The following is a 22,134-nucleotide window of genomic DNA, read 5'->3' on the forward strand; positions in this document are numbered from 1 at the left end:
TTGGTGTCCGGTTTTGTAGGGGAAAATCCAGGGCCCGCTGCGTATGCACTGGGCATAGCAGGAAAGGCCAAAAGCCATAATCCTGCTGTCCACGTCGCTGAAAAGTCGGATTCGCCCGTAGTACCTGAGAAGCCATCGAACAAAAGACTTCACCCGGCGGAGATAGTGGAGTAGAGGGACGTAGTCAAGGCCCCCCATGCCCCGGACTGATCGCCGCCCCTGTTATCATACCCAGATTCAAATCACACCTCCCCGGAAAGATGCTTGTTCAGAATATCGAACGCGTCCTTGGTCAAAGAAAGAACTTCCATACCCCGCTGCGCGAATGTCTCTACATCATTCGGATTAACATCCCCAATGATACTGTTCAACTCCGTTTTCACCGCAGCACGCGAGGCAATATCTTCGCTCATGAGATATTCCGGATGTGCTTGCATGAAACTGTCGACATCGACACCTTGCTTGTGCATGACCAGATCGCTCACATCCTTGAGTAATCTATCGAACGCATCTGTCGTCTCACGCTTGGTGCGTATGGAGGTAATAGCATCGCGGGATTGCTTGTACAGACCCAACCACTTATCCCAGAAGTCATGATTTCTCATGCTCTGTTTAGCCACGCTTTCCAACGCTTCGGCATTATTTGCGACTTGGGGGCGCGGTTTAAATGTCGTCGGTTTAGGGCGCCACCACTCAGGATTGGCTTCGATTCTCCTACTGTATTTAAGAGGGTAAGCCTTAACTTCTTTGTTCAGGATATCCGCCAGTACTTGCCCCGTAGACGGACGGCCCATAGCACCAAAACAAGAGTTCAACTCGATGCCTCGGATGCCTCTTAGATTAATTCCATCCCCACGGACCTTTGTCAGCCCACGGATGGCATGTGACAGCTCGGGCGCGTCCATATAATTGACGATCGATGGCGCGCCATGCGTTGTGATGCTCAATACATTATTGGCACCCAGAACGAAAGACGAATCTTTGCCCAGCAGCGACCGGACTCGCATGGCTTCTACGTTTACCGGCCCAGTCTTTAAGGAAAATCCGCCAAGCTTGCCGTCGACCAATTTCGCACCCAGCTCCTCGGCGGTCACAATTCCCTTCACCCCAGACAAGCGCGCATCGAGCGTATTCAGTTGCGCGCTAGCGAACTTACCGTCGCCCAGGCTGAGCATCAGGTGCTTGGCAGAAAACTCGCCACTGGAGATGGCGACGACATGTCCTTTGGGAACCGCCTGGAGCTCCGTTGCATTCGCCAGTGGCCGTGGGTCGACGAGCAATTCCGTCAGGGCTTTCGTCGGGCTGTTCCTTGACGGATCGCATAGCACAGTCGCCAGCTCCTTGAAGGCATCGGCCTGCTCGCGCGCCAGTTCTCCGGAGCGCTCCAGGGTATCGGCCACGAACTCCCAGCTCTTGCCCACCCCGGCTCCCTCCCGAGCCAGGCTCTCGGCGGCTTCCCGGATCGATTTCGCCGTGGACACTTTCGCCCCCATCGGGTAACCCACCTTGATCTCTAAGGCAGGGGTATTCACGCCACCGCCAGTCCGGAAGAACCCATTATCGTGGAAGGTCCCCAATTCCTCTGCGGTGAGAATGCTCTTGCCGGCCCCCAGTTGACTATCCAGCAGATCGTTCTTCATCCCCGCGAAACGGCCGTTGCCAAGGCTGGTCATAGCGTGCACCGGACGCGCGCCTTTAACTGGCAGGTTCGGGTCGACCTCCATGAACACTACCAGCTCACCTTGCTTGACCCGCAACAATTCGTCGCTGTTGCTGACTGAGCGTAGATCGGCGATCAGGTTATCGATTCGCCCGCTCTCACCCATGCCGTGGTAATTCGAAGCCTTCTTCAAACCATCGGTCAGGTTTTTCGCCTGGGCCGGGGTCAGCATGTCGGCTTCGCGCAACACATCGCTCGCATAATCCCAACACCCCCCTTGCCCACCGCCCGAGAGCATGTTGGCCCTGGCCGCGTCGCGCATCGGGCTGCTGCGTCCCAGCCCGGCATATACCACGTCCTCTGCGGCGCGCGCGACGCCGGTCGGGTTCCACTGGGTCAAGGTCTTGTACCACTGCGGTGCGGTGAGCAAGGTGCCGCCATCGATCACATCCTTCGGCGAGTGCCCTGGGTAGGAATGAAACTCGGTAGCGGCGCTGCGAGGATTGCTGAAATCCTTGTACTTGATCAGCTTTCGGCTGGAGGCATTTGCATACTTTTGCGCCCAGTCGGCTTCAGTAAGAATCAAGGGCCCATCCAGGTCGGGCATGCCTTTATCCGCGAATTGACGCGCCGATAGATCAAACACGTATTTCTGACCACCTCTCTCACCGACCACCACGAAGTGATGCGTCGGCATCTGTTCTGATGCGCTGCTCCACAATTGCGTGGCACGGTACTGGATATTCGTCATGCCTATATCCGGCTGCTGTATGCGCGTCGCCACGGGCGTCAATAGGGCTTCACATTTGCCTGCCGGCACGTCGATGGCGTTCTGGATGGTGGGGTCTTTCTTGAGCAGGTCGAGATACTCGTTCGTCCCCGGCGCCAGATTGCCGACCTTCCCTGTAGGTACCTGCCGCAATGGCTCCAGGCGCACCGTTGGCAGAGGGGGCTCGGTGTTCTTGAGCCCCTTGAAGAGGTCGTCGCCGACCCCGCGCAGCTTCTGCGCAATACCCTTGGCAATCTGTTTCGCCGGCACCTTAGACAAAGTGGTCAACACAATCGTCGGGCCCACTTCGAAAGCCGCCGTAATGGCAGCCTGCACCGCGATTTCCTTGAACTCTTCTTTCGTGTCGGCCACCGCCAACTCGGCGAACGGCAAGGCGGCGAGCCCCGCGGAAACCAGAAAAGCCGCGGGGCCGCTGATGGGCATCGTCGCCAAGCCGATCAACGGTGAAACATCGGCGAGAAACTGGAACACCCGATGTGTATTGAGTTCAGCATTGGATTTCAAATGGGTGTCGGCATCGGATGCCATCTGGTCCAGTAAATCGTCAAAGGCTTTCTGGGCAACATGCCCAGCGTCCTGGCGGGTCCCCAACGACAACGTGTTACCGCCACTGTTGTCCTCCCGCTCATAGGCATCGCGATGCTCGTCAAGCCAGGCGTAGAGTGTCGCGGTCGTTGTGCCGTCGGTCTTGTTCAGCGCTTCGACGGCTTTATCCAGGTTGTCGAATGTCCAGCTTTTCTTGCTGAACAGCGAGTGCAGTTCGATGCCGTCGGTCTTGTTCAGCATATACACGCCCGGCAGCCGGTCGCCATTCAGGGTCAGCGACGCAGCTATGTCCACGCCCGCCGCGACCATCTTGTCGGCAATCAGTGAACCGAAGACCAGTTTCCAGTCTTCGCCCACCTGCTTGTTCTGGCGCAGCTCCTCCACCGTGCTCTCTATCTTGCGCTGCCAGTCGATGTCTCGGAGCCCTTGGATGACCTCGGCGGGGAATTTCTTGCCGGTATCGACTTCCAGCTTACGGTAGTGGGTCATCTTGATGTACTCCCGTTCGGGAGCCTTGGCCATCACCTGCATCAGCGAAAAGCGTTTGTCCACGACTGGAATCTGCTTTTTCAGAATGGAGTGTTCGGGGTTGTGAATCACCATCGGCGTGAAGCGGACATTGACCGTGTCGTTTAACTTCGGGGAGACGTGCTTTTGGCCTGCGGGCGCCTCTTCTCGAACGACCCGCTCCAAGCCGTTCTGTAGCTGCTGCATGACCGTTGGCACGTTCAGCCTATCTTTCGCTTCCTTGACCGCCAGCCCACGTGCCTGCATGGATCGGTACACCGTGCAGCCGTCGATCAGTTCCTGTAGAAGCGGGTCGGCGGTAGACAACCCGCTGGGCCACTCCACATCGACTCGCACGCCATGTGTGGCGATCCGCTCATGCTCGCCGCCAAGGACCCGCGCCAGGGGCATCGAAAAGAGCGTGACCTCGCTGCCTTGCAGCCGCTTCAGGGTCAAGGGCGAATCCGCCGTCAGGTTTTTCAATTGCGGGTGCTGGGCTATCCGTTGCGCCTTTTCCCTCAAGGATGCGCCGACGAATTCCTGCACCTTGGTATCGATCAAGGCATCCCTGGCGGAGCTTTGCGCAACGAGGCGGAGACTGCTGCTCTCCTTTTGATGAAGCACTTTCAGAACACCGAAGAGCTTGCCGATCTCGGTCTGATAGTCCTGGCGCCAGTCGTCGCCGGAGGTGAGCTTATCGCGCTCCCCTTCATTATGGACAATCTGCCGCTCTACGAAGCCGATGGCTTTGGCCAGAACGTCCCTCTCCGTGAAACCGATGGGCGTGCCATCGTTCTTGAAAACCAGATCCTGCCAACTGTACTGAGTGATGATGTCGGCAATATTCAGATAATCATCATTAGAATATTTCTCGAATTTCGTATCGAACGCTTCCAACCGCTCCTTCCGGACGTCATCCAGTCGTTGCTTGATATCGGCGACGGCATTGTCGCCGCCCAGGTACTTCTCGCGGAATGAACTGCTTTTTAGGTTGTTTATCAGCTTTTGCGGATAGCGATCCGGCCAATTTATTTCTATGAGCTCAAAAGCACCATTATCGGTGTCCCAGGGCGGGTTATTGCTCTGAATGAATGAATCAAGACTATATTCTTCCTGCCAGTCACCTCCAATCTTCTGACCCATCATATTCAACGGAGAGCCTTGAACCGTCACGGGGTCCGTAAATTCCGGAGGGGAAAGCTCGCCATTCGGTTGCGCTTGCTTAGCGGCATCCCGCAAAGCCATCTCTTTCGTCCACCTTCCAGGGAGGTAACCGGCGGTACCTTTCTGCAGTATGACGGCGACTTCGGAGTTCTCGCGCATGGGAAAGTCAAACCCGCCATCGATTCCCTGCTGCTTGAGCCGCTCCGCGACACGCCCGTTTAGAAAGTCGATCAGCGGCGCTTGGGCGATGATCGGCTGCCCTACCGCATCGGTATAGCGGTAGGAGGTCGAGGCGGCGGGATCGAACTGATGCCAGGTTGTTGCTTCGCGGTCGCCGAAATACGCCTTCATTTCCGCGAGCTGGTAGTAGGCATAGACCTCCTGATTCATCAGGAACTCTCCCGTCCCATCGGGACTGAGTTCCGCAAGGTCCTCGCGTAACTGGACCAACTCGTTCTTGACCTGGCCTAGGCGCCCGTACAAAGAACCTAGCGCCTCCTCAGTTTGCCCCTCTGATTTTTTACTCAATATCGACAGGACCAACTCATGAGCCTCTTTCATAAGCGGTAGCAACTGGTCGATCGACAGCGCCGTCGTACTGCGCCGCACCCGCTCCGCCGGCCCGTCGCCCTGGGGCAGCTCCGCCAGCAGGGCCTGCGCATCAGGACTTCGGCGCACACGCGGCTTGTGCTCCACCGATGCGTCTTGTTGGGGGGGAGGTTGCGTGGAGGTTTCCTGCGCCGATTCCGTGCTCGTGAAGGTCGACACCCCGGGCAGATCGACCTCTAGACGGTCGAGGAAACGATCAATATCGTCCCGCAGTCTCTGCGCATCGCCGGCGTAGAAATCCTCGCGGGTTTCGGCTTCGAGCCTATCGAGCGTGGTATCCGCCACTTCGGAGGCAGGTTGCGCCCTGACCTGTCTAGACATCAGTTCATAGACACCGTTAGCCATGAAACCGGTGGAGATCACCGCGCCGAGCAGCGACATCGCCGCGGCCACCTGAGCCTTCCGTTGCGGCGCGACCGGCGTCTTGGTGGTACTGTTCTGCTCCGTGCTTTGTCTGAGTGGTTCCGCAGCTTCTTCGCTCGCTTCTGGGATTTGGTTGGTCTTGAAGGTCTTCATTTCCTGATCCGCTACGGGGGCATAGGTGCTGGCGGACCGTCCGTTCCAATGTTGCCAGGCCCAAACACCTCCAGCCACCGAGGCGGCAAGCCCCGCCGCGCCGCCCAAGGCTTGCGTCCAGGCCAGGGCATTCGAATGTCTGCCCTGCGGCACGGCGTTACGTCCGGCCAAGCTGGCCGACGGGTACAGCGGCGCGGCGTCGGCGCTCACCCCAATTTTCAGCGGGTCCGATACCGAGGCCATGATCCGGTCCAACCCCTCCGTCAGCCCACCCACGGCATAGGCTTCGATGGCGTCGTAGACACGGGCGAGCGCCGCGCTGTCGCTTTGCGCCAGGTGCGCGGCCATCTGTTTGGTCTGCTCGCCCAGCGCCATACCCTCGGGCAACGCCGAGTAGTGGTCGCGCGCGCGCAGAAGGGCCGGCAACGCCGGTAACGCGTCGAGCAAGGGCTTCATGCCCTCGGGCAATGGCAGGTCACGCTTGAGCAGGTTGGCCAGTTCGCCGAGTTCCTGCTCCATGTGCGCCGAAGCTGGTTCCGACCACGCCTGGTACAACTCCCAGACCTGTTGTACGTACTCCTGCACCTTGAGCATCGGAGTGCCGTAATCTGCCGCTAGGCCCACCACGCCGCCGAACTCCCTGGCCAACTCACGGAACAGCTCTTTGCCGCCATGCTTAAGCATGTCGGTCCGGCTCAGTCCTGCCGGTATCTCCAGGTAGAGGCGTAGCGCGGTCAATGCCATGCCCACAGTGGTTTTGTTGCCCCCCGTGACCCGGCTCGCCACCTTCAGCAATACCTCCGGGTGCTGCTTCAGCTCATCTACCAGCGGCTGCATGAGTAACGTGGCCACGCCCTGCAACTTGCCCGGTAGCGAGGCGTCGCTGGTTAGGGTCCGCCGTAGCGCATCGACGCCTTGCAGCAACGACCCCAGGTTGTCCAACTGAGCGAACACCTGGTCATAGCCCGCCGGCGCAAAAGCCTGTAGGACCTGTTGGCCTTGCGGACTGCCCAATAGGCCGGTGGTCCATTGCAACTGCGCCAGGGGCGAGGCGTGGGTGGGGAAATCCTGGGCCAGGCGGACCAATTCGAACGGTTGCACCAGAGGCCGAGCGAGGGATTCCGGCAGGAGCTTTTGCAGCAGTGCTGGCGCCTCGTCGCTGGTCAGCAGCGCCGCGGCCCAGCCCAGCTTCTCCTGCCAACCGCCGCTCCGTGGATAGTCCGCAAGCTGTGGGGCCAGACGCTGCGCTTGTTCCAATGGCGCGCTCCAGGCGGTGATTTCCTGTTGCACGCTGGCCGGCAGCAGCCGCTCGAGCAATGCCGGAGCCTGCGTATCCTGCGCCAACGCGTTGGCCCAGCGAAACACCGCGAACACGTCGTGCGCCTCGGGAAAGCGCGCGACATGCTGTTGCACGCTAGTCGCCTGCTTGCCCAAAGCGTTAAGCGTATCGAAGCGGTGCTGGCCGATCACTTGGGCAACCAGCTTCTCGACACCGGCAGGCAGCGGCTGATCGAGCGCCTTGGCCAGCCATTTTGCTTGCTCGCCAAGCGGGGCACGCATTGGAGGAGCGCCTATGGCCTTGCAGACCTCTTGTACGTTACCGAGCGTCCATATCCCCTCTTGCAAGGGGGCAGCCAACACCTCAGGCAGCCATTGCCCAAGGTTCGCCTGGCCCGCTTGCTCGCCCAGCCATTGCAACTGCTGCAACGGCGATTGCCCAACGGGGAAGTGCCGCAAGGCATCGAGGGTTTGCCTGAGACCATGCAGGGCATCGAACAACGGCGCGAAAGCGCTGCTCAAATGCGTCGTCAGCAACGGCCCCAGTTGGCCGCTGTCCACCTGTTCGAGCAACCCGGTCGCACGCGCCAAGGGTGAAGCACCGAGCCCATCTGTCCGGGCCTCGTTCAGCGCAGTGAACAACGCGCCAAGCTCGTCGAAGAGTTGCACGGTGCCCTGGTACTGCACCGCGAGCGTGTCCTTGAACAGCGTGCTGTCCTTCACCCAACCCAGCACACTCTCGAACGACAGGTCCCGGCTGCTTAGCGCGGCCAGCTCGCTGAGCCCTTGGTCCAGTTGCGGCAGCGTCTCGCGCAGGCTTTCGACCGCACTCCAGCCCGCCAGCAATGGATTGTCGAGTACTTTGAGCAAGTCCCGTTGCAGGCGTCGGGCATTGTCCAGATTCAAGCCTTCATCGGCGACCTCGCGCAGCAAGAAGGTGGAGTCGCCGCACAACTGCACACAGGCCTTCAGCTTGCCGCCCTGTGCTAACAAGGCGTCGTCCGGCAAGCGTTGTAGCGCTGCGGACAGACGCTGCAAACGCTCCGGCAATGGTTGTTCGGTGGTACAGAAGGTTTGCAGCGCGTCTTTCAACTGCACGCCATGCTCAAGCTTGAGCCCTTGCAATTGAGTGCCTTGCAGCAAGGTACCTTGCAGCATATCGTCCAGCGCCCGGGCGAAGGTACGTTGATAGACCTGTTTACCCACGCAAAGCAGTGTGTCGCGTAGCACTTTTTCGCCCAGCTTGGCGGCTTCCGCCAGTGCCTCAGGTGAACGTTCAGGCTCGATGGTCGCGTTGGCGTCGACCGACTTGCCGGTGCTGTGTTCGATAGCCGGCGCCTCATCGGCGAAACTCATGTCGATGACGGTATCGGCGGCGGTCGGCTCCATGTCGATAACCGTATCCGCGATGACGGCTTCCATGTCGATTACGGTCATCTCGGCGCGCGCAGGGCTTTCGGGCGTTGCGCCCTCATCGTTCAGCCTCAGCTCGGCAAGCTCCGCCTCTATCTGCATCACGCTATCGACTTCGGCCCTCGTGAAGGTTTCGAGCTGTACCCAGAGGCGTTCAAGCTGATGCGTGTCCACCTCCATCGGACTCTGCTCATCGCCCGCCCGGCAGGCCAGCAGGGCGGCTTTCCAGAAGTCCGTGCCGGTCCAGGTCGGCGTGTCGCCGAGCATCACGCCGAACTCGCCAGCGTCATTGAGCAGAACCTGAACCCCAGCGTCATCCATCTCTTCCAGAGACATACTGATCCGAGGCGGATGCTCAGGATCAACCTCGAAACGCTTTTCCCCGCTCGCATCGCACAGGGCGATCTGCCGCCCGGCTAACTCGCTCGGCCCCTCTCGCTCGGGCCAGGCATCCAGACCGGCGAGCAGGTACAAGCCCAAGGCGCAGTCGCTCGCGCCAAGCGGGGCGTCGCGCAAGCGACCCAAAAGTGCTTGCGCGCGCTCGTCCGTTGGCAAGCGCGGGGCGGTTTGCGGTTGATGGATCGGGCTGGGGTTATCGTTGTGGGCGATTCGCATGATGGTACTCACAGGCACGTAGAGGCGACGCACCATGGGTTGGCGACGCCAAACAAGGCAGGCCCAGTTGTGGGCCAGGGTTGGATTAAGGAATGAAAAAGAAGGGGTTTGAAGGTGCGGGACCCGGCTGAGAAAACAATGGACATCCGCGGTTTTTGCCGCGGATGTCCCAAGCTCCAGAAATGAGCGACTCAGCGCCCGCCGGCGCGTCCGGCACGCAGCGGATAAACCAGCCAGGCATCGCCGTCGATCGTTTCCCAGTGTGCGCCCTGCCGCTCCAGCACCCGCGATAGGCGTTCGCGAATCTGGTTGAGCTGCGGCTGGGCTTCGGAACGCACGAACATCCCTCGGACTCGACGCAATGCCGGCATTTCACGCTCGATCCGATGGATCAGGCGAATGAAACCGGATACCGCGCCGGCATCATCCTGGCCTTCACGGGTACTGAAGTCCGCGATCACCACCTCGTCGCCGTCCTGCCGGTAGACAATTTCGAACTCGCTCTGGCGCAAGCGCCGACCGATCACGAACTCGCTCTCGCCGAAATACTCGACCTGGGTGCTTTCGCCCTGCCCGTGCAGAAAGGCAGTCACTGCGTCATGTTCAAGAGTGCTCATGGCTTTCTCCTTACAAGCGTACTGCGGACATGATGCGGCTTTGCAGGTCGCCCAACTCTTTCAGCCATTCACGCATCTGCCGCGATGCTTCACTGGCCTTCTCCACGGCGGACTCGAGTGTCTTGCGGAATTCATCAGCATTGCCCTGCTGGAACTCAGCGATCGCCTGGTTGATTTGCGCCTCGCGGGTCTGAGAGGCGGAAATCATCGTGCCGAAGCCCTCGGAGGCCTTTCCAAAGCCCGTGGTGCCCGTGGTAACGAGCTGGTTGCCGGTGATTGCGCCGCCAACATTGACGATGCCGGAGAGGATTTGGCTGAAGCCTTGTGTCATCGCCGCATTGTAGTTTTGCTCGATCGACTCCATGCGCGTCTCGTATGCGGTGATGCGCATCGTGTGTGCGGTCTGCTGCTGATTGGCGGCAAACTCGCGCCACATGTCGCGGGTCTTGGACTGCATCTCGCGCAACATGATCATCAGCTTTTCCAGCGTCGCCAACGCGCCGCCCTCGAACATCGGAGCGACTCGATCGTTCGAAGCCAACTCCTTGAGCTGATCCAACTGGTCCTCAAGGATTTGCCCATTGGCGTTGGCCGATACGGGTGGCTGACCGCCAACCCGCTCATTAGCCGTTTTGGACCGATCCGCTTCCCCGGTATTGGCCCACTGGCCGTGCAGACGCGCGGCGCTATCTAGATTGATGGACATCATTTATTCCTCTTTCTCGATTCAAAATCAGGCCGCGTGCACGGCGACCCCTGCCATCGACGTTGCCGCACGCACGCGGGTCTGCGCCGCATCGCGCAGGGCATCGCTGGCTCCCGCCAGCGCCTCGGTCTGCCCTTCTGTGAGCCGCTTCATCTCCTCGACCTGCTGCTCTTTGTCGCGCTCGAACATATCCACCAGCATCATCAGCCACTGCTGGTCCAGGATCAGTTGGTCGATTTCCTTTTGCAGTTGCGCGCGCTCCATCGCCAAGGCGCCAGCGGTGATCTTCTGCGCCCCCCCCACGACCTCGCGGGCAGCGTTGATGCCGATGTAGGTCGAAGCCTTCATCGTGGCGAGTGCGACCTGCTCAACAAGCTCCTTATGAATCGCCTTGGTCAACTGCTTGGCGCTCATCTCAATGCCTTTGTCGATGGCATTGTCAGCCACCTTCTTCACGGCATTGGAGACCATGCTCTCGATCGCATCACGGCTGAACTTCTCCAGCATCTGGTTCACGCCGAGTTGCTGCACGACCTTGGCTGCGGCGTCTTTACCCGCCGTTTTCGACGCTTCCAGGGCGGTCTTGCCGAGGCTGCGCATCAGGTTGTCGGAAACCTGATCGGCGACCTGCTTGCCGACCTGCTCGGCGATTTCCGCGGCGGCGCTCTTGCTGCCGTTCTTGATCGCCTGGCTGAGCGCCTGGTCGGCGCCTTCCTTGAGGACGGCCTTGGTCGCCTGAGGAATCACCTTGGTGGTAATCAGGTTGCGCGCCGCACTGAGGAAGTCGATGGCCGCACCGGCGATTTCGAAGGTGAGCTGTATCTTGGCCGCCACATCGGCGATCTTGCGGTACTTATCCGCATTCGCCGAATCGATCAGCGCCATCGTATTCATCGCGGCCTTGACCACCCCGGCGAAGCCCGCCATCAGATCCATCGCCCCGCCAGCGGCAGTCATTACATTGCCGGTCAGCGCGCCGCCAACCATCTTGGCGACCCCTGTCACGACCTGTACAGCGGCCACGACCCAGTCGAAGATCACGCCGAAAATGCCAGCCTTCTTGGCTTTTTTCTGCTCTTCCAGCGCCTTGTCGATCTGCTCGCGGAACTCTTTGAGTTCCTCCGTGCGCAATTTGTCCTGCTGGTCGCCAAGAATCTTGATCGCCTTGGCCTTGGCGTCGGTGATGTGGCCGATCAATTCGCCCGCCGCCAGCGTGGCGGCGACCATCATCAGCTCCACCGACATTTTTTCGAACTCATGAGCCGGTGGCATCACCGCGGGCCGAATCTTGTCGTTCGCCGCCTCGGCCTCTGTATTCGTCGCGCGGAACAAACGACCGAACGCTTCGTTCGCGTCCTGGCGCGATACCTTTTCTGCCTGGCTCAAGCGCAGCCAGCTCGGGCGCGACGACTCGGTCTGCGCCAGCAGATCCTGGCTAAGCACCTGGCGCTTGGTCGCGGCAAGCTTTTCCTTTTCCCCATCCTGCATTACCGACAGGATCGCCGGTATCCCATCCTGCCAAGGACGGAAGCCTGTAATAGCTGTCATGCTCATTTCTCCTGCTCGCACTGTGCAAGCAACTGCTCCACGCTCTGGCGAAGCCCTTGATACTGCGGACGCGCGGCACACCACCTGACTGCCGCGTTGAAAGCTTTGCACGCGTATTCCCGATTACCCGTGAGGTGGTAACTGATGCCCGCGAAATACGAAGAGCGAGGATCTTCCACCTCGATCATCCCTGCACGACAAAAACAGAAAATCGCCTCCTGGTGCGACGCAAGGCGCTGCTGGCACATCCCCAATCCGAGCCAATAATCGAAATGCCAATGGTCGACTTGAACGAGCAGGTAAAAGTAATTGCGTGCGGCCTCCAACTCGCCAGCGTCGAACAACTGGCAGGCGTAGTTGTGCAGCGTTTTCAGATCATCCGGCGCAACGCCGGAGAGCATGCGGATCGAACCGCCCCGCGAGAAAAAATCGCGCAATACCTCGTCGTCGCGTACATCCTCGGCGGGCATTTCTTGCGTTGACATACACACCCCCTGGCGCGTTGCCGATACGATGCCGTCTCCCGACGCCGTATCGACAGGCGCTCGAACTTAACGGATCGACGAAGCGATGGACTTGACCGATTCGGCCAGCATGCTTTGCAGGCTGTTGGTCATCTGCACCGCGGTGTTGTAGTTCTGCATCAGTTGCTGCAGCTTGAGCTGGGTCTGCTGAACGAAGTCAGAAGCTCGGCCGGAGGCGCTTTCCAGTGCCATTTCAACGGCTTTCAGATCGCCCTGACTCAGCTTGCTCACATCCTTACCGCTCAAAAACTCATCGATGGTCTTGCCTTCGACCGTGATGTTGTTCTCGCGCAGGTACTGGATCACTTCCTGTGGCAGCGCTGCGGTATCTTCTGGCTTGGTCAGCTTGGCCAGGATCGCCTTGACCCGGTTAGCCATGTCCTGCGCTTCACGGGAGATCTCGGTCTTGGTGGTCATCGCCTCGAAGGTCGCGTTAGCCTGCTCTTGCAGCAGCAACATGACTGCGGCCATGGTGACGATGCCGGTGTTCAGCACGCCCAGGTTCTTCAGGCCCTGCAGGTAGCTGTCGGCGCCGCTGCCGCTGGGCGGGGTGTTGTTGAGGATATCGTTACCCAAGCCCAGGGCTTCGTCGGTGAGGGCGTTGATGTCATTGCCCTGATCCGCACCACGGCCCTGGGCAGACTGGATCGAAGCCAGCAGCTGCTCGCCGCGCGCGATGCGCGGGTCGACCTTGCCCTCGGACTCGCGCCCGCCCTTGGCATCCTTTTCAACGCCCATGTCGGCGGCGATGTCAGCCGAGTAGTTCGGGGTTACGTTTTTGAAATCAACAGTGATGGACATTTGATTTTCTTCCTATGGAGTCAAGCGAATACGCGATGCTTCTTCATCGCGGTGTTTTTCACGGCGACCTGTCCGCTCGAAGCGGACACCTCAACCGGGAATCGTTTCGAGAAATCACCCTCAAGCTTGGAGAAAGCGTTCTCCGCCTTGAGAATCTGCCGCATGGTCCGTTCGCGCTCCGCGCCAGAACGGCGAATATCCTGTTCGACGTTCGCCACCTTGCGCCGCGCTTCTGGGTCCGAGTGGGCCTTGCCCATCAGCAGGTCGATCTCGCGATGCAACGCGTGGAATTGCTGCATGGTGGCTTTGAATGAAGCACGCTGTCGGTTGAAGACAGCCGCCGCGTATCTGGGGTCGATGGTTTCGTTCATGGGCACTCCTCCTTTTACGTTCTCCACTTTAGGGGGCGGGAACAGGCCAGGCTTTCGCAAAGCCACCGGCACCATCGAAAATCACCCAACCGTTTTTCAGGCATCCGATGGAGCCGGCAGTCACAGCGCTACGGCTTAGCGGATCGACGAGGCAATGGACTTGACCGATTCAGCCAGCATGCTTTGCAGGCTGTTGGTCATCTGCACCGCGGTGTTGTAGTTCTGCATCAGCTGCTGCAGCTTGAGCTGGGTCTGTTGAACGAAATCGGAGGCACGGCCAGAGGCGCTTTCCAGGGCCATCTCGACGGCCTTCAGGCTGCCCTGGTCGAGCTCTGGCTTCATCGCGCCAGCAAGGGTGTCACGGAGTTCTTTCATATGTTCCAGAGACACCTTCTGGCCGGGCTTCATGCCAACCTCCGGCAGCCCCCAGATCCAATCCGAGGCTTTCTGGCCATTGCCTATGCGAATGCCGTTGTCATCCATGAACTTCACGACACTCTGCCAGTGACGGCTTTCCATACCCGTCGGTCCGGCCTGGGCGATCATGCTGTCCAGCAGCGCCAGTTGCGCCTCGGCACCGGAGAGCCCGCCCCCCCCGGCACCTGCGAGGAACTCATCGATGGTCTTGCCTTCGACCAGGATGTTGTTCTCACGCATGTACTGGATGACTTCCGGCGGCAGCTCGGCCTTGTCTTCCGGCTTGGTCAACTTGGCCAGAAGCGCCTTGACGCGGTTGGCCATGTCCTGCGCTTCGCGGGAGATCTCGGTCTTGGTGGTCATCGCCTCGAAGGTGGCGTTGGCGTGCTCCTGCAGCAGGAGCATGACTGCGGCCATGGTGACGATGCCGGTGTTCAGCACGCCCAGGTTCTTCAGGCCCTGCAGGTAGCTGTCGGCGCCGCTGCCGCTGGGTGGAGTGTTGTTGAGGATATCGTTACCCAAGCCCAGGGCTTCGTCGGTGAGGGCGTTGATGTCATTGCCCTGATCCGCACCACGGCCCTGGGCAGACTGGATCGAAGCCAGCAATTGCTCGCCGCGCGCGATGCGCGGGTCGACCTTGCCCTCGGACTCGCGCCCGCCCTTGGCGTCCTTTTCAACGCCCATGTCGGCGGCGATGTCAATCGAGTAATCCGTAGTTCCACTCTTGAATTCAACTGCGCTAATCATGTCTGTGTTTCTCCCTATGGGTTGATGTGAGCAAACTGCTGTCACGCTTGAAGTGAGCCGTCATCATCTCCAGCAGCCGACCCAGGCGCTTTGCTCTTTTCCTGTGCAGTTTCGATTTCTTCACATCTCCCAAATCGGAACGTCCACCTCCTTCATCCGCGATTGCCGGAACAAGGCCGTCATAGCAGCCTGCCGTAAGCCGTTTTCAAAGCAGCTGCAAGCAGCCCGGATGCAATCCGGGTACGGTTCTGAGCCAAAGGGCTACGAATTGACGGAAACGGTGGAAGCGCCGTGGGCGCCATCGAAAGAGGTAGGAGAGTCGGGCCTTTTGGCCCCGAACGGGTGCTCCGTTACCCGGTTTCGCCCACGCCTGAATCGGTAGCGGGCGCTCGCTAGGTCTTGTACGAAAAGTCGCTGAGCGAAGGTCAGGCAAGGCAAAAACGGGCTAAGAAGCGGAGTTTACGTGCTGTAAATGAGCATTCTGAGCCTGTTTTTAGCGCAGCATTACCGAGCGCAGGCAATCTCGTACAGAGCCTAGCTCGAACAGCGCCTCGAGATTAACAACCCGCTCTTGCGGTCGAAACGTTGGCGTGCGGCAAAGACGCAACATGCCGTTGCGTCCCCTTGTTGCCGCACTCCTCCAAGACAGACTGGTGCAGCACTAACCCCAGTCGCTACCGAGGTCAGTACGGGTCGTCTGAATGCCGACAGTGCCCATATCCCTCAACTCGGGATGAGCACTGCACAGCGTTTCATGAGTTCGCTCGTACGTATCGCGGATCGCCTGCACGTCGTCGAACGGTGCGTTTGTGTATGCAATCGCCATATTGGTCACGCGGCTGTACAAATTTTCGTGCTGAATATCGGTGGGGAGTGGCTCGAATATCGGTCGGTTGTTCGAGACCGGCGCCATTCCCGACGACGGATTGAACTCGTCTTCGCCATTGGCCATCGACATTCCGACCGGCACCGTTTCTGCGAATGTGTGATAGCCGCCATAGTTCATGAACGCTGCGACGCCGAGCGTCGCCGACTCCACGATGTCCATCTGTCCATAGAGCGGCGCGTCGCTGAGGGTGTTGAGCGCAAGCAGCACGTCGCACGTACCGCCCGACTGCGAGCCGGCAGACGGAAGTCCGCGCAGGTTCGATTCGACCGCAAATGTCCCGTTCGGCTGCCAGCGGTTCACCCCGACGCCATGCGGATACGCATGCGCGTCGAGCGCCTCGAGAAATGTCCTGTCGGAGCCGTCGCCTGCACGCATCAGCACGTTCTGGTAAAGCTCCATCGCCGGGTGATCGACGGAAATATCTGCCGCGGACATCATGAACGGTCGCTCCGGCAAGCCGCTCGGCCCCGCCTCGATCGGCGCGCCCTGACGGGCAATTCCGTTGATATTCCCGTAGCTCGCATCCGCGTGCAGTTCGGCGCGCAAGCGGGCTTCGACGGCGGGATCCTCAGCGGTAACCATCACATTGCCAAAGCCGAGCCCGTGCTGTGCCGCAGAGGTATAGATTCCGCTCACCGGCTCGTTATCGATGAGTGGCACGCGCTCGCTGCGCATACGGCTCACCGCATCGTCGAAGTTCGTAGTGCGCGTTCGCTGCGTGAATTCCCTGTAGCGATTGGCAAATTGCTCCGCAGCATCGCTAGCGAGCGGTGTCAGCATTTTGCCAATGGCTTCGGCGTTTTCCGGCGCCCCGTTAACCTGCATCAGCTGCCAGACCGTCGTACCGAACGAACTGAGCATCTTGATCCGCGACAGTAGATCCTTTGCGTCCCGCCCTGGCATGTAGTGACCCTCGTCGTTGACGATCGGGGCGCGCAGTTCCGACATGATCCAGTTGCAGGTGTCGACTGCTTCCTTACCCTGTGGTTGCCGGCCAATCTGATCGGACGTCGGCTTGAGTGGATTCACCAACGTTCGCTGGAACACATCGCTCAATGGCCGTTGCTGCCCCTGAAACGTCACTGATGTGTTGGCTAGGTCTCCCTGCGGCACGAGCACGGAATCGAGCGCGGTTGCAAGCTTATTCGAGTAGTCCTGGAAAACACGGCCGACGCTCCCGGGATAATCCAGGATAGCCATGCTAAGCCCCGCCTCGAACAGCTTCCCATTCACCAGTGCGATCTGTTGCGCCTCATTAAGGCGGATGCCTGCAGCGGTCGATATCAATCGGCTGCCGTCGACCTCACCAGCCCCCTGGGTGTTGACCTCCGATATCTGTTTCAGATTGCCTTGCAGGGCATCCGCACTCAGTTCGATTGGGACTTTGAGCGCATTGATATGTGGCATGACTTTTTCTCTTTGAAGAAAGCGAATGCGCCAATCATGCTCGCACGCGATCGGTAGGGTTTTCGTTTTTCGACAACGTGTTTCGAAAGACAACTTGGTAAGTCTTGTTTCTCTGCCAAATATCTGGATGTAGTGGTCAATCCGTTACACCTTCAGGTCATTACCTGATCCCCAAGGCGCGTTGGGATTGCGAGGATGCTCGCCAGCTCGAACAACCCCATAGAGTTGAGGGAACGATGCGAACGATAAGAATCCTGCTCGGCAAGCAAGGCGGCACACTCAAGGTCAACGGTGAAATGCACCCATTTCCCGATTGTTCCTTGCTCATAGCCTCGGACAGTGTGTGCCCACAGAAGGGCGGCCTTCCATACTTCGACTTCTATGAGTCGGACTTTCAAGATCTCTATACGGAGCTGATCGACTTGATCGGTGACAACCCCGCGCGCACCTTCGTTCCGCAAGAGCTTCGCATCATCAATGCTGACGAAGACGTGATGCGGGTAATGGAGCTGCTGGCGCGCGGATCGCGCTCGATGTTGCTGCGTTTCGCCTACGTGTATTGTCTGGGCTCCGATCACGCCTATTTCTCGGCCTTCCTGCGCTTCCTTATGTGCAGCGACCGCTCATTCATCGAATTCATCGAGACCAACAAACTGATGCCTTGGTCGGTCGCGCGTTTCGCCGATGAGTTCGGCTTGCCTCTGCGCAAGTTCAACATGCTGTTTCAGGAGAAATTCGGTATTTCAGCCAAACGCTGGCTGATGGAACGGCGGCTGCAGCACGCCCGCTCACTGCTGCTCTCGTCCCAGATGCGCATTCTGGATATCGCCTTGGAATGCGGTTTCGCCAACCACGCGCACTTCACCGATAGCTTCCGTAAACGATTTCTCATCAACCCAACCGCGGCCCGTCTGCACGCGACGGAATCGCACGCCGTTCTCTAACGTCCGAGGCTCAGTATGGAAATCCTCAGCATCGTCAATCAGTTGTCTCAGATGATCGACAAGGTCGGTCAGGACGTGCAGTCGAAAATGTCCTCCGAAGACCTCAACGACCCCGCGAAGATGCTTCAAGTGCAGTTTGCGGTGCAGCAGTACACGAATTTCGTCAACTTCGAGAGCGCCATTATGAAGTCAGTAAAAGACATGATGGCCGGGATCATCCAGAAGATATGAAAACCACGGTATCTCTTGATACGCAGGCGCGCCGCCTGGTCGTTGCCGCCGGACTCGCCGCATCCAACCACGGTATGCGCATGGAAATGTCCGTCATCCGGTCGGCGCTCGGCAACCTGATCGACGACACTCAGGCACGACGCATCGTCGAAGCGACCATGCTGATCGGCATTGGTCAGACGAGCGCTGCGCGGAGACTGTTGCAAGATGACCATTCAGCACAAGCGCAACTGCTGCTTGACCTGCTCGACAGCGAAAGACCGTCTGCACGCTGAACACCCATCTCACCCGTCCACATCACATCTACATTCCTGGAGTACGGCCATGACCATCGATGCACTTTCGTCCGCTTCTCTCGCCACGCAACCGTTCAACACCGTCGACCCCGTAGCCACGCCTACCGATGTCGAAGCCTTCACCCGCACACTGTTCGGACACCTCGATAAACTGCCCGACGAGCAAGCCATCGAGCAGTTCCAGGCAAAGGCCGCGGACATCAACACACGGATCGATGAAACCCGCGGCACTGAAGAAGTACTGCAAAGTCCGTTGCATGTCCTGGCGGCGCAGACGCGGGCACTCAACGCAATCGCGGAAGTCGATCTCATCGCTAAGGCGGCGGGTGGCATTTCGCAAGGCATCAACAAACTCACCAGCATGCAATGATCCGCTCGCGCAAACATCTCGGCCTAGCCCTCGCGCTCATGCTGCTCGCCGGCTGCAAGATCGATCTGTACAACGGCCTGTCCGAGCAGGAAGCGAACGAGATGCTCGCGCTGCTCATGCTGCGCGACATCGCGGCGGAAAAGCAGACCATCAAGGGTGGCACAGTCTCGATCAAGGTCGACAAGAGCCAATTCTCCGAAGCGGTCGAAGTACTGCGTCAGCATGGCCTGCCGCGCAAGACCACGGCTTCGATGGAAGACTTGTTTCCATCTGGCCAGTTGGTGACATCGCCCGTTCAGGAACAGGCCAAGATCCTGTTCCTGAAGGAGCAGCAGCTCGAGGCCATGCTCACCAGCATGGACGGCGTGGTGAACGCACGGGTTTCGGTGGCCGAAAGCGTGCCGCAGTCGCGGCGTGAAAGCCCGGTGCTCTCGGCCTCCGTGCTGGTTCAATACACGCCTGATCGCAACCTGGCCAGCCGCGAAACGGATATCCGCGGCCTGGTGCAGAAAGGCGTGCCAAATTTAAAAGCGGAGAATATCAGCGTGGTGCTGCAATCCACCGAATACCGCTATCGCCCGCAGCTCGATCCGGCTCAAGGCGCCACGGACGAAAACGCCCTGGTGCGTTATCGCGTACCGCTGGCGGCCTCACTGGGTATCGTCTCGCTGTTATGCCTGGGGATACACGCCTGGCGCCAGCGCCCAACACTGCGACGCTTGGGTAAATCATGAGCGGACCGCTGCACAAAGAAGTCAAACGCCTGCATCGACTGGCTTGGCAGCCAGGCGCGTGGCTCGATACGAGCTGGTGGTCGAGCCTGGGGCTTGCCGACTGGGAGGCGCTCTATGCACGACATGTGTCATGCCGCCCCGCCATCGATGCCGCCCTGGTGGCCCGGCGCGGTTACCCCGACGGGCCGCTTCCCGGCTCGCTGAATGCACGCCAGACCGCACTGCTGGCACTGGAGCCGCGCCTCGTGACGCTAACCACTGCGCTTGGCCTGATCGCTCTTGATTGTCCCGAATACCTGCTGCTGCGCGAGCATCGCCAAGCGCTCTCCCCACGCCTGGGCGACCGTGCTTGCGAGCAACTCTTCGCCCTGCACCGAGGCTGGAACGCCCTACCGGCGATCGAGAACAACGCCAGCCTGAACGAAACCGTGCTTCAGGCGGGTACCCAATGGCTGACACGGCAAGCTGGCTCTTGCGCAGTCACCCACGCACTGCTCGGGTTACTGCCATTCGCCACGAACAGCGTCTCGGATTCGCACGGTCCGAAGCCAAGCGGCACTGCGAGCGCCCAGGACTGGCTCATCAAGATTGGACGATTCCTATGAACGGGCCCTTCATGCCAATCACCTATTTGCCCGGCCCCGCTCCACTGGAAACCATCGTCAGCGCCGAGGCACTGGCACATCACTACAACGCACAGCGCATCGTCGACAGCGCCAACGAAAAATCGGCGCAAATCCTCGCCGAACTCGAGCGCAAGATGGCCGCGACCCGTGGCGAGATACGCAGGATTCGCGAGCAAGCGCGTCAGGCGGGTCTCTCCGAAGCACAGGAAGAACTCGACAGGCTACGCGCCGACACCATCGCACAAAGCGTCGAATGGCTCGTTGCCGAGGACGAACTCGAACGCCGCATCGCCAACGACCTCGATGCACGACTACGCACCCTGCTCGCTCAAGCCCTCGCCACATGGCTCGACGAACGCAACGCCGTCGACGACGTGATGCAACGCGTGCGGCAGCGCCTTGAAAGAATGGCCGACGATGAATTCGCCACGCTATACGTCGCGCCCAGCGTCGAACACGCCGTGCGCGAACGGTTCAGCGCCACGCCACGAGTGCGGGTCCATATCGATGCGGAATTGAGCGAAGGACAAGCACGCCTCGAATCCCGTCTCACCATCATACGTTTCGACCTGGAGGCACATCGTGACCTCATCCTCGAACGCCTCGTACGACCCTGCCAGGAGTCGACGTGATCAATAGAATCGACAGTACGTCAACCGCCAGCAGCGGGCTGATCAACACCCAACAGACGGCGGCCAAGGAAGGGGCACGACAGATCTTTCCCGCGCGCTCGGCGCTGGACCAGGCGCAATCGGCATTGAAACCCGGTACGGCACCGCCGGCAGCGGTGCTGCAGCCCTCCAGCCTTGCCGAAGTTATGGAGGATGCCGGTTTCGCGTTGCATCAGCACCGCTCCGAATCGCGCCAGGGCACCCGTGGAATGCAACGGCCACGCGCACAATCCATGCTCCAGCAGCTCGTGCAGCAGATGAAGGACCATGGCGATGCACGGCTGGAAGACTTGTTGAAGCGAATTCCCCAGATCGACAACGAGGAAGACCTCGCCGACAGCATGCGTCAAGGAGGTTTCGATGCCGGCGAGATAGCCTTGCTGCTGGCCGCGCTGACCGCCGACGAAAAACGCAAGGATAGCGCCCGCCGCCGCAGGCTCGAGGCCGCGCTCGACCAGGTCATGGAAGACGACCAGTGGGCACTGCAACTGTTCTGCTCGCTGGAGTTCGGCCTGCAAAGCGCCACCAACCTCGCGGCACTCAAGCAGTTGTATCAGCGCGCGACCGGCCGGCAGACGCGCCTGACCCAATGGTTCGACGAATTCCGCCGCCTGCCGGACCGGCGGCGGAAACTGCGCGCGCTGATCCGTGCGCTGGCATTCGAACTGTCCGCGCAAGAGGCCGTCACCGACGAGCAATTGGCATCCGTCATCACCGACCTGAAGCGTATCCTGCACTTCTTCAGCATCGAAGATCACTGCGGGCGCGTCGCCGAGCAAATGAGCCAGGAGGCACTGGACAGTGAGTCCATCATGCTCGCCCTGCTCGACACAATCCAACAACCCTGGATTTACGCCGACTGGCTGGACGAACGCACGCGCCGCGATTTACCCGGCGACCAACCGCGCCATGGCTACGCTCGCCATCTGAAAGAGCTGACCAAGCTCCTGCCAGACGACTGCTTCGACAACATCGAACAGCGCGACTCCATCCTTGATGCTTTCAACGAACTCCTCGATCGACTGGACAACGAGGAATGACCCGTCGCCCGTGCATCATCGTGCTTCTCTCTACTGGCACTTCAGGTCATTGCCCGATGTCTCGGCTGTCGTTCCATAGCGAAGATACAACCTGCCC

17 protein-coding genes are annotated in these 22,134 nt (G+C 59.7%); 8 read left to right on the top strand and 9 right to left on the bottom strand.

Going from position 1 to position 22,134, the window contains the following annotated elements:
• Window positions 1-242: 242 nt before the first annotated feature.
• The 9 genes from H0I86_RS31585 to H0I86_RS31625 all read right to left on the bottom strand — a co-directional run bounded on the left by H0I86_RS31585 (window position 243) and on the right by H0I86_RS31625 (window position 17,125).
• Window positions 243-9,098, bottom strand: a complete 8,856-nt coding sequence (locus H0I86_RS31585; RefSeq protein ID WP_180923366.1) for a hypothetical protein — start codon at window positions 9,096-9,098, stop codon at window positions 243-245.
• Window positions 9,099-9,289: 191 nt separating this feature from the next.
• The gene (gene sseE, locus H0I86_RS31590) at window positions 9,290-9,715 is read right to left on the bottom strand and encodes a type III secretion system effector protein SseE (protein WP_180923367.1); all 426 of its coding nucleotides are present in this window, start codon (window positions 9,713-9,715) and stop codon (window positions 9,290-9,292) included.
• A 10-nt stretch (window positions 9,716-9,725) separates the two neighbouring features.
• The gene (sseD, locus tag H0I86_RS31595) at window positions 9,726-10,421 is read right to left on the bottom strand and encodes a type III secretion system translocon protein SseD (protein WP_180923368.1); all 696 of its coding nucleotides are present in this window, start codon (window positions 10,419-10,421) and stop codon (window positions 9,726-9,728) included.
• Window positions 10,422-10,448: 27 nt separating this feature from the next.
• Window positions 10,449-11,969, bottom strand: coding sequence for a type III secretion system translocon subunit SseC family protein (sctE, locus tag H0I86_RS31600; RefSeq protein ID WP_219637304.1), 1,521 nt, complete (start codon window positions 11,967-11,969; stop codon window positions 10,449-10,451).
• Between the two features lie 2 nt (window positions 11,970-11,971).
• Window positions 11,972-12,454: a SycD/LcrH family type III secretion system chaperone gene (locus tag H0I86_RS31605; RefSeq protein ID WP_219637305.1), complete on the bottom strand. Its 483-nt coding sequence runs from the start codon at window positions 12,452-12,454 to the stop codon at window positions 11,972-11,974.
• 66 nt (window positions 12,455-12,520) lie between these two features.
• Window positions 12,521-13,294, bottom strand: coding sequence for a type III secretion system translocon protein SseB (gene sseB, locus H0I86_RS31610; protein ID WP_219637306.1), 774 nt, complete (start codon window positions 13,292-13,294; stop codon window positions 12,521-12,523).
• Between the two features lie 20 nt (window positions 13,295-13,314).
• Window positions 13,315-13,665, bottom strand: a complete 351-nt coding sequence (locus tag H0I86_RS31615) for a hypothetical protein (protein WP_180923369.1) — start codon at window positions 13,663-13,665, stop codon at window positions 13,315-13,317.
• A gap of 135 nt (window positions 13,666-13,800) precedes the next feature.
• Complete coding sequence (locus tag H0I86_RS31620; protein ID WP_180923370.1) at window positions 13,801-14,829, bottom strand: secretion protein EspA; 1,029 nt, start codon at window positions 14,827-14,829, stop codon at window positions 13,801-13,803.
• A 661-nt stretch (window positions 14,830-15,490) separates the two neighbouring features.
• A complete protein-coding gene (locus tag H0I86_RS31625) occupies window positions 15,491-17,125 on the bottom strand; it encodes a hypothetical protein (RefSeq protein ID WP_219637307.1) in 1,635 nt (544 codons plus the stop codon).
• Window positions 17,126-17,361: 236 nt separating this feature from the next.
• Here H0I86_RS31625 and H0I86_RS31630 point away from each other — a divergent pair, with 236 nt between their 5' ends.
• The 8 genes from H0I86_RS31630 to sctW are packed head-to-tail and all read left to right on the top strand — an operon-like array spanning window position 17,362 to window position 22,037.
• Window positions 17,362-18,069: a helix-turn-helix domain-containing protein gene (locus tag H0I86_RS31630; protein WP_180923371.1), complete on the top strand. Its 708-nt coding sequence runs from the start codon at window positions 17,362-17,364 to the stop codon at window positions 18,067-18,069.
• A 15-nt stretch (window positions 18,070-18,084) separates the two neighbouring features.
• Complete coding sequence (gene sctF, locus H0I86_RS31635; RefSeq protein ID WP_180923372.1) at window positions 18,085-18,300, top strand: type III secretion system needle filament subunit SctF; 216 nt, start codon at window positions 18,085-18,087, stop codon at window positions 18,298-18,300.
• Window positions 18,297-18,575 (top strand): EscG/YscG/SsaH family type III secretion system needle protein co-chaperone, encoded by a 279-nt coding sequence (locus H0I86_RS31640; RefSeq protein ID WP_180923373.1) that lies wholly within the window; start codon window positions 18,297-18,299, stop codon window positions 18,573-18,575. The genes sctF and H0I86_RS31640 overlap by 4 nt, the downstream gene beginning before the upstream one ends.
• A gap of 49 nt (window positions 18,576-18,624) precedes the next feature.
• Window positions 18,625-18,966 (top strand): type III secretion system inner rod subunit SctI, encoded by a 342-nt coding sequence (gene sctI / locus H0I86_RS31645; protein ID WP_180923374.1) that lies wholly within the window; start codon window positions 18,625-18,627, stop codon window positions 18,964-18,966.
• On the top strand, window positions 18,963-19,700 hold the full coding sequence (gene sctJ, locus H0I86_RS31650) for a type III secretion system inner membrane ring lipoprotein SctJ (RefSeq protein ID WP_180923375.1): 738 nt from the start codon (window positions 18,963-18,965) through the stop codon (window positions 19,698-19,700). Before sctI ends, sctJ begins: the two co-directional genes overlap by 4 nt.
• Window positions 19,697-20,305, top strand: a complete 609-nt coding sequence (locus H0I86_RS31655) for a type III secretion system domain-containing protein (protein WP_180923376.1) — start codon at window positions 19,697-19,699, stop codon at window positions 20,303-20,305. The genes sctJ and H0I86_RS31655 overlap by 4 nt, the downstream gene beginning before the upstream one ends.
• Window positions 20,306-20,316: 11 nt before the next feature.
• Entirely contained in the window at window positions 20,317-20,958 is a 642-nt protein-coding gene (locus H0I86_RS31660) for a hypothetical protein (protein WP_180923377.1), read from the top strand.
• Window positions 20,955-22,037 carry a type III secretion system gatekeeper subunit SctW gene (gene sctW, locus H0I86_RS31665; RefSeq protein WP_180923378.1) on the top strand — a complete coding sequence of 361 codons (1,083 nt, stop codon included), beginning with the start codon at window positions 20,955-20,957 and terminating at the stop codon, window positions 22,035-22,037. Before H0I86_RS31660 ends, sctW begins: the two co-directional genes overlap by 4 nt.
• Window positions 22,038-22,134 lie beyond the last annotated feature (97 nt).

Origin of the sequence: Pseudomonas chlororaphis subsp. aurantiaca (assembly GCF_013466605.1) — a bacterium.
GTDB classification, from domain to species: domain Bacteria; phylum Pseudomonadota; class Gammaproteobacteria; order Pseudomonadales; family Pseudomonadaceae; genus Aquipseudomonas; species Aquipseudomonas chlororaphis_I.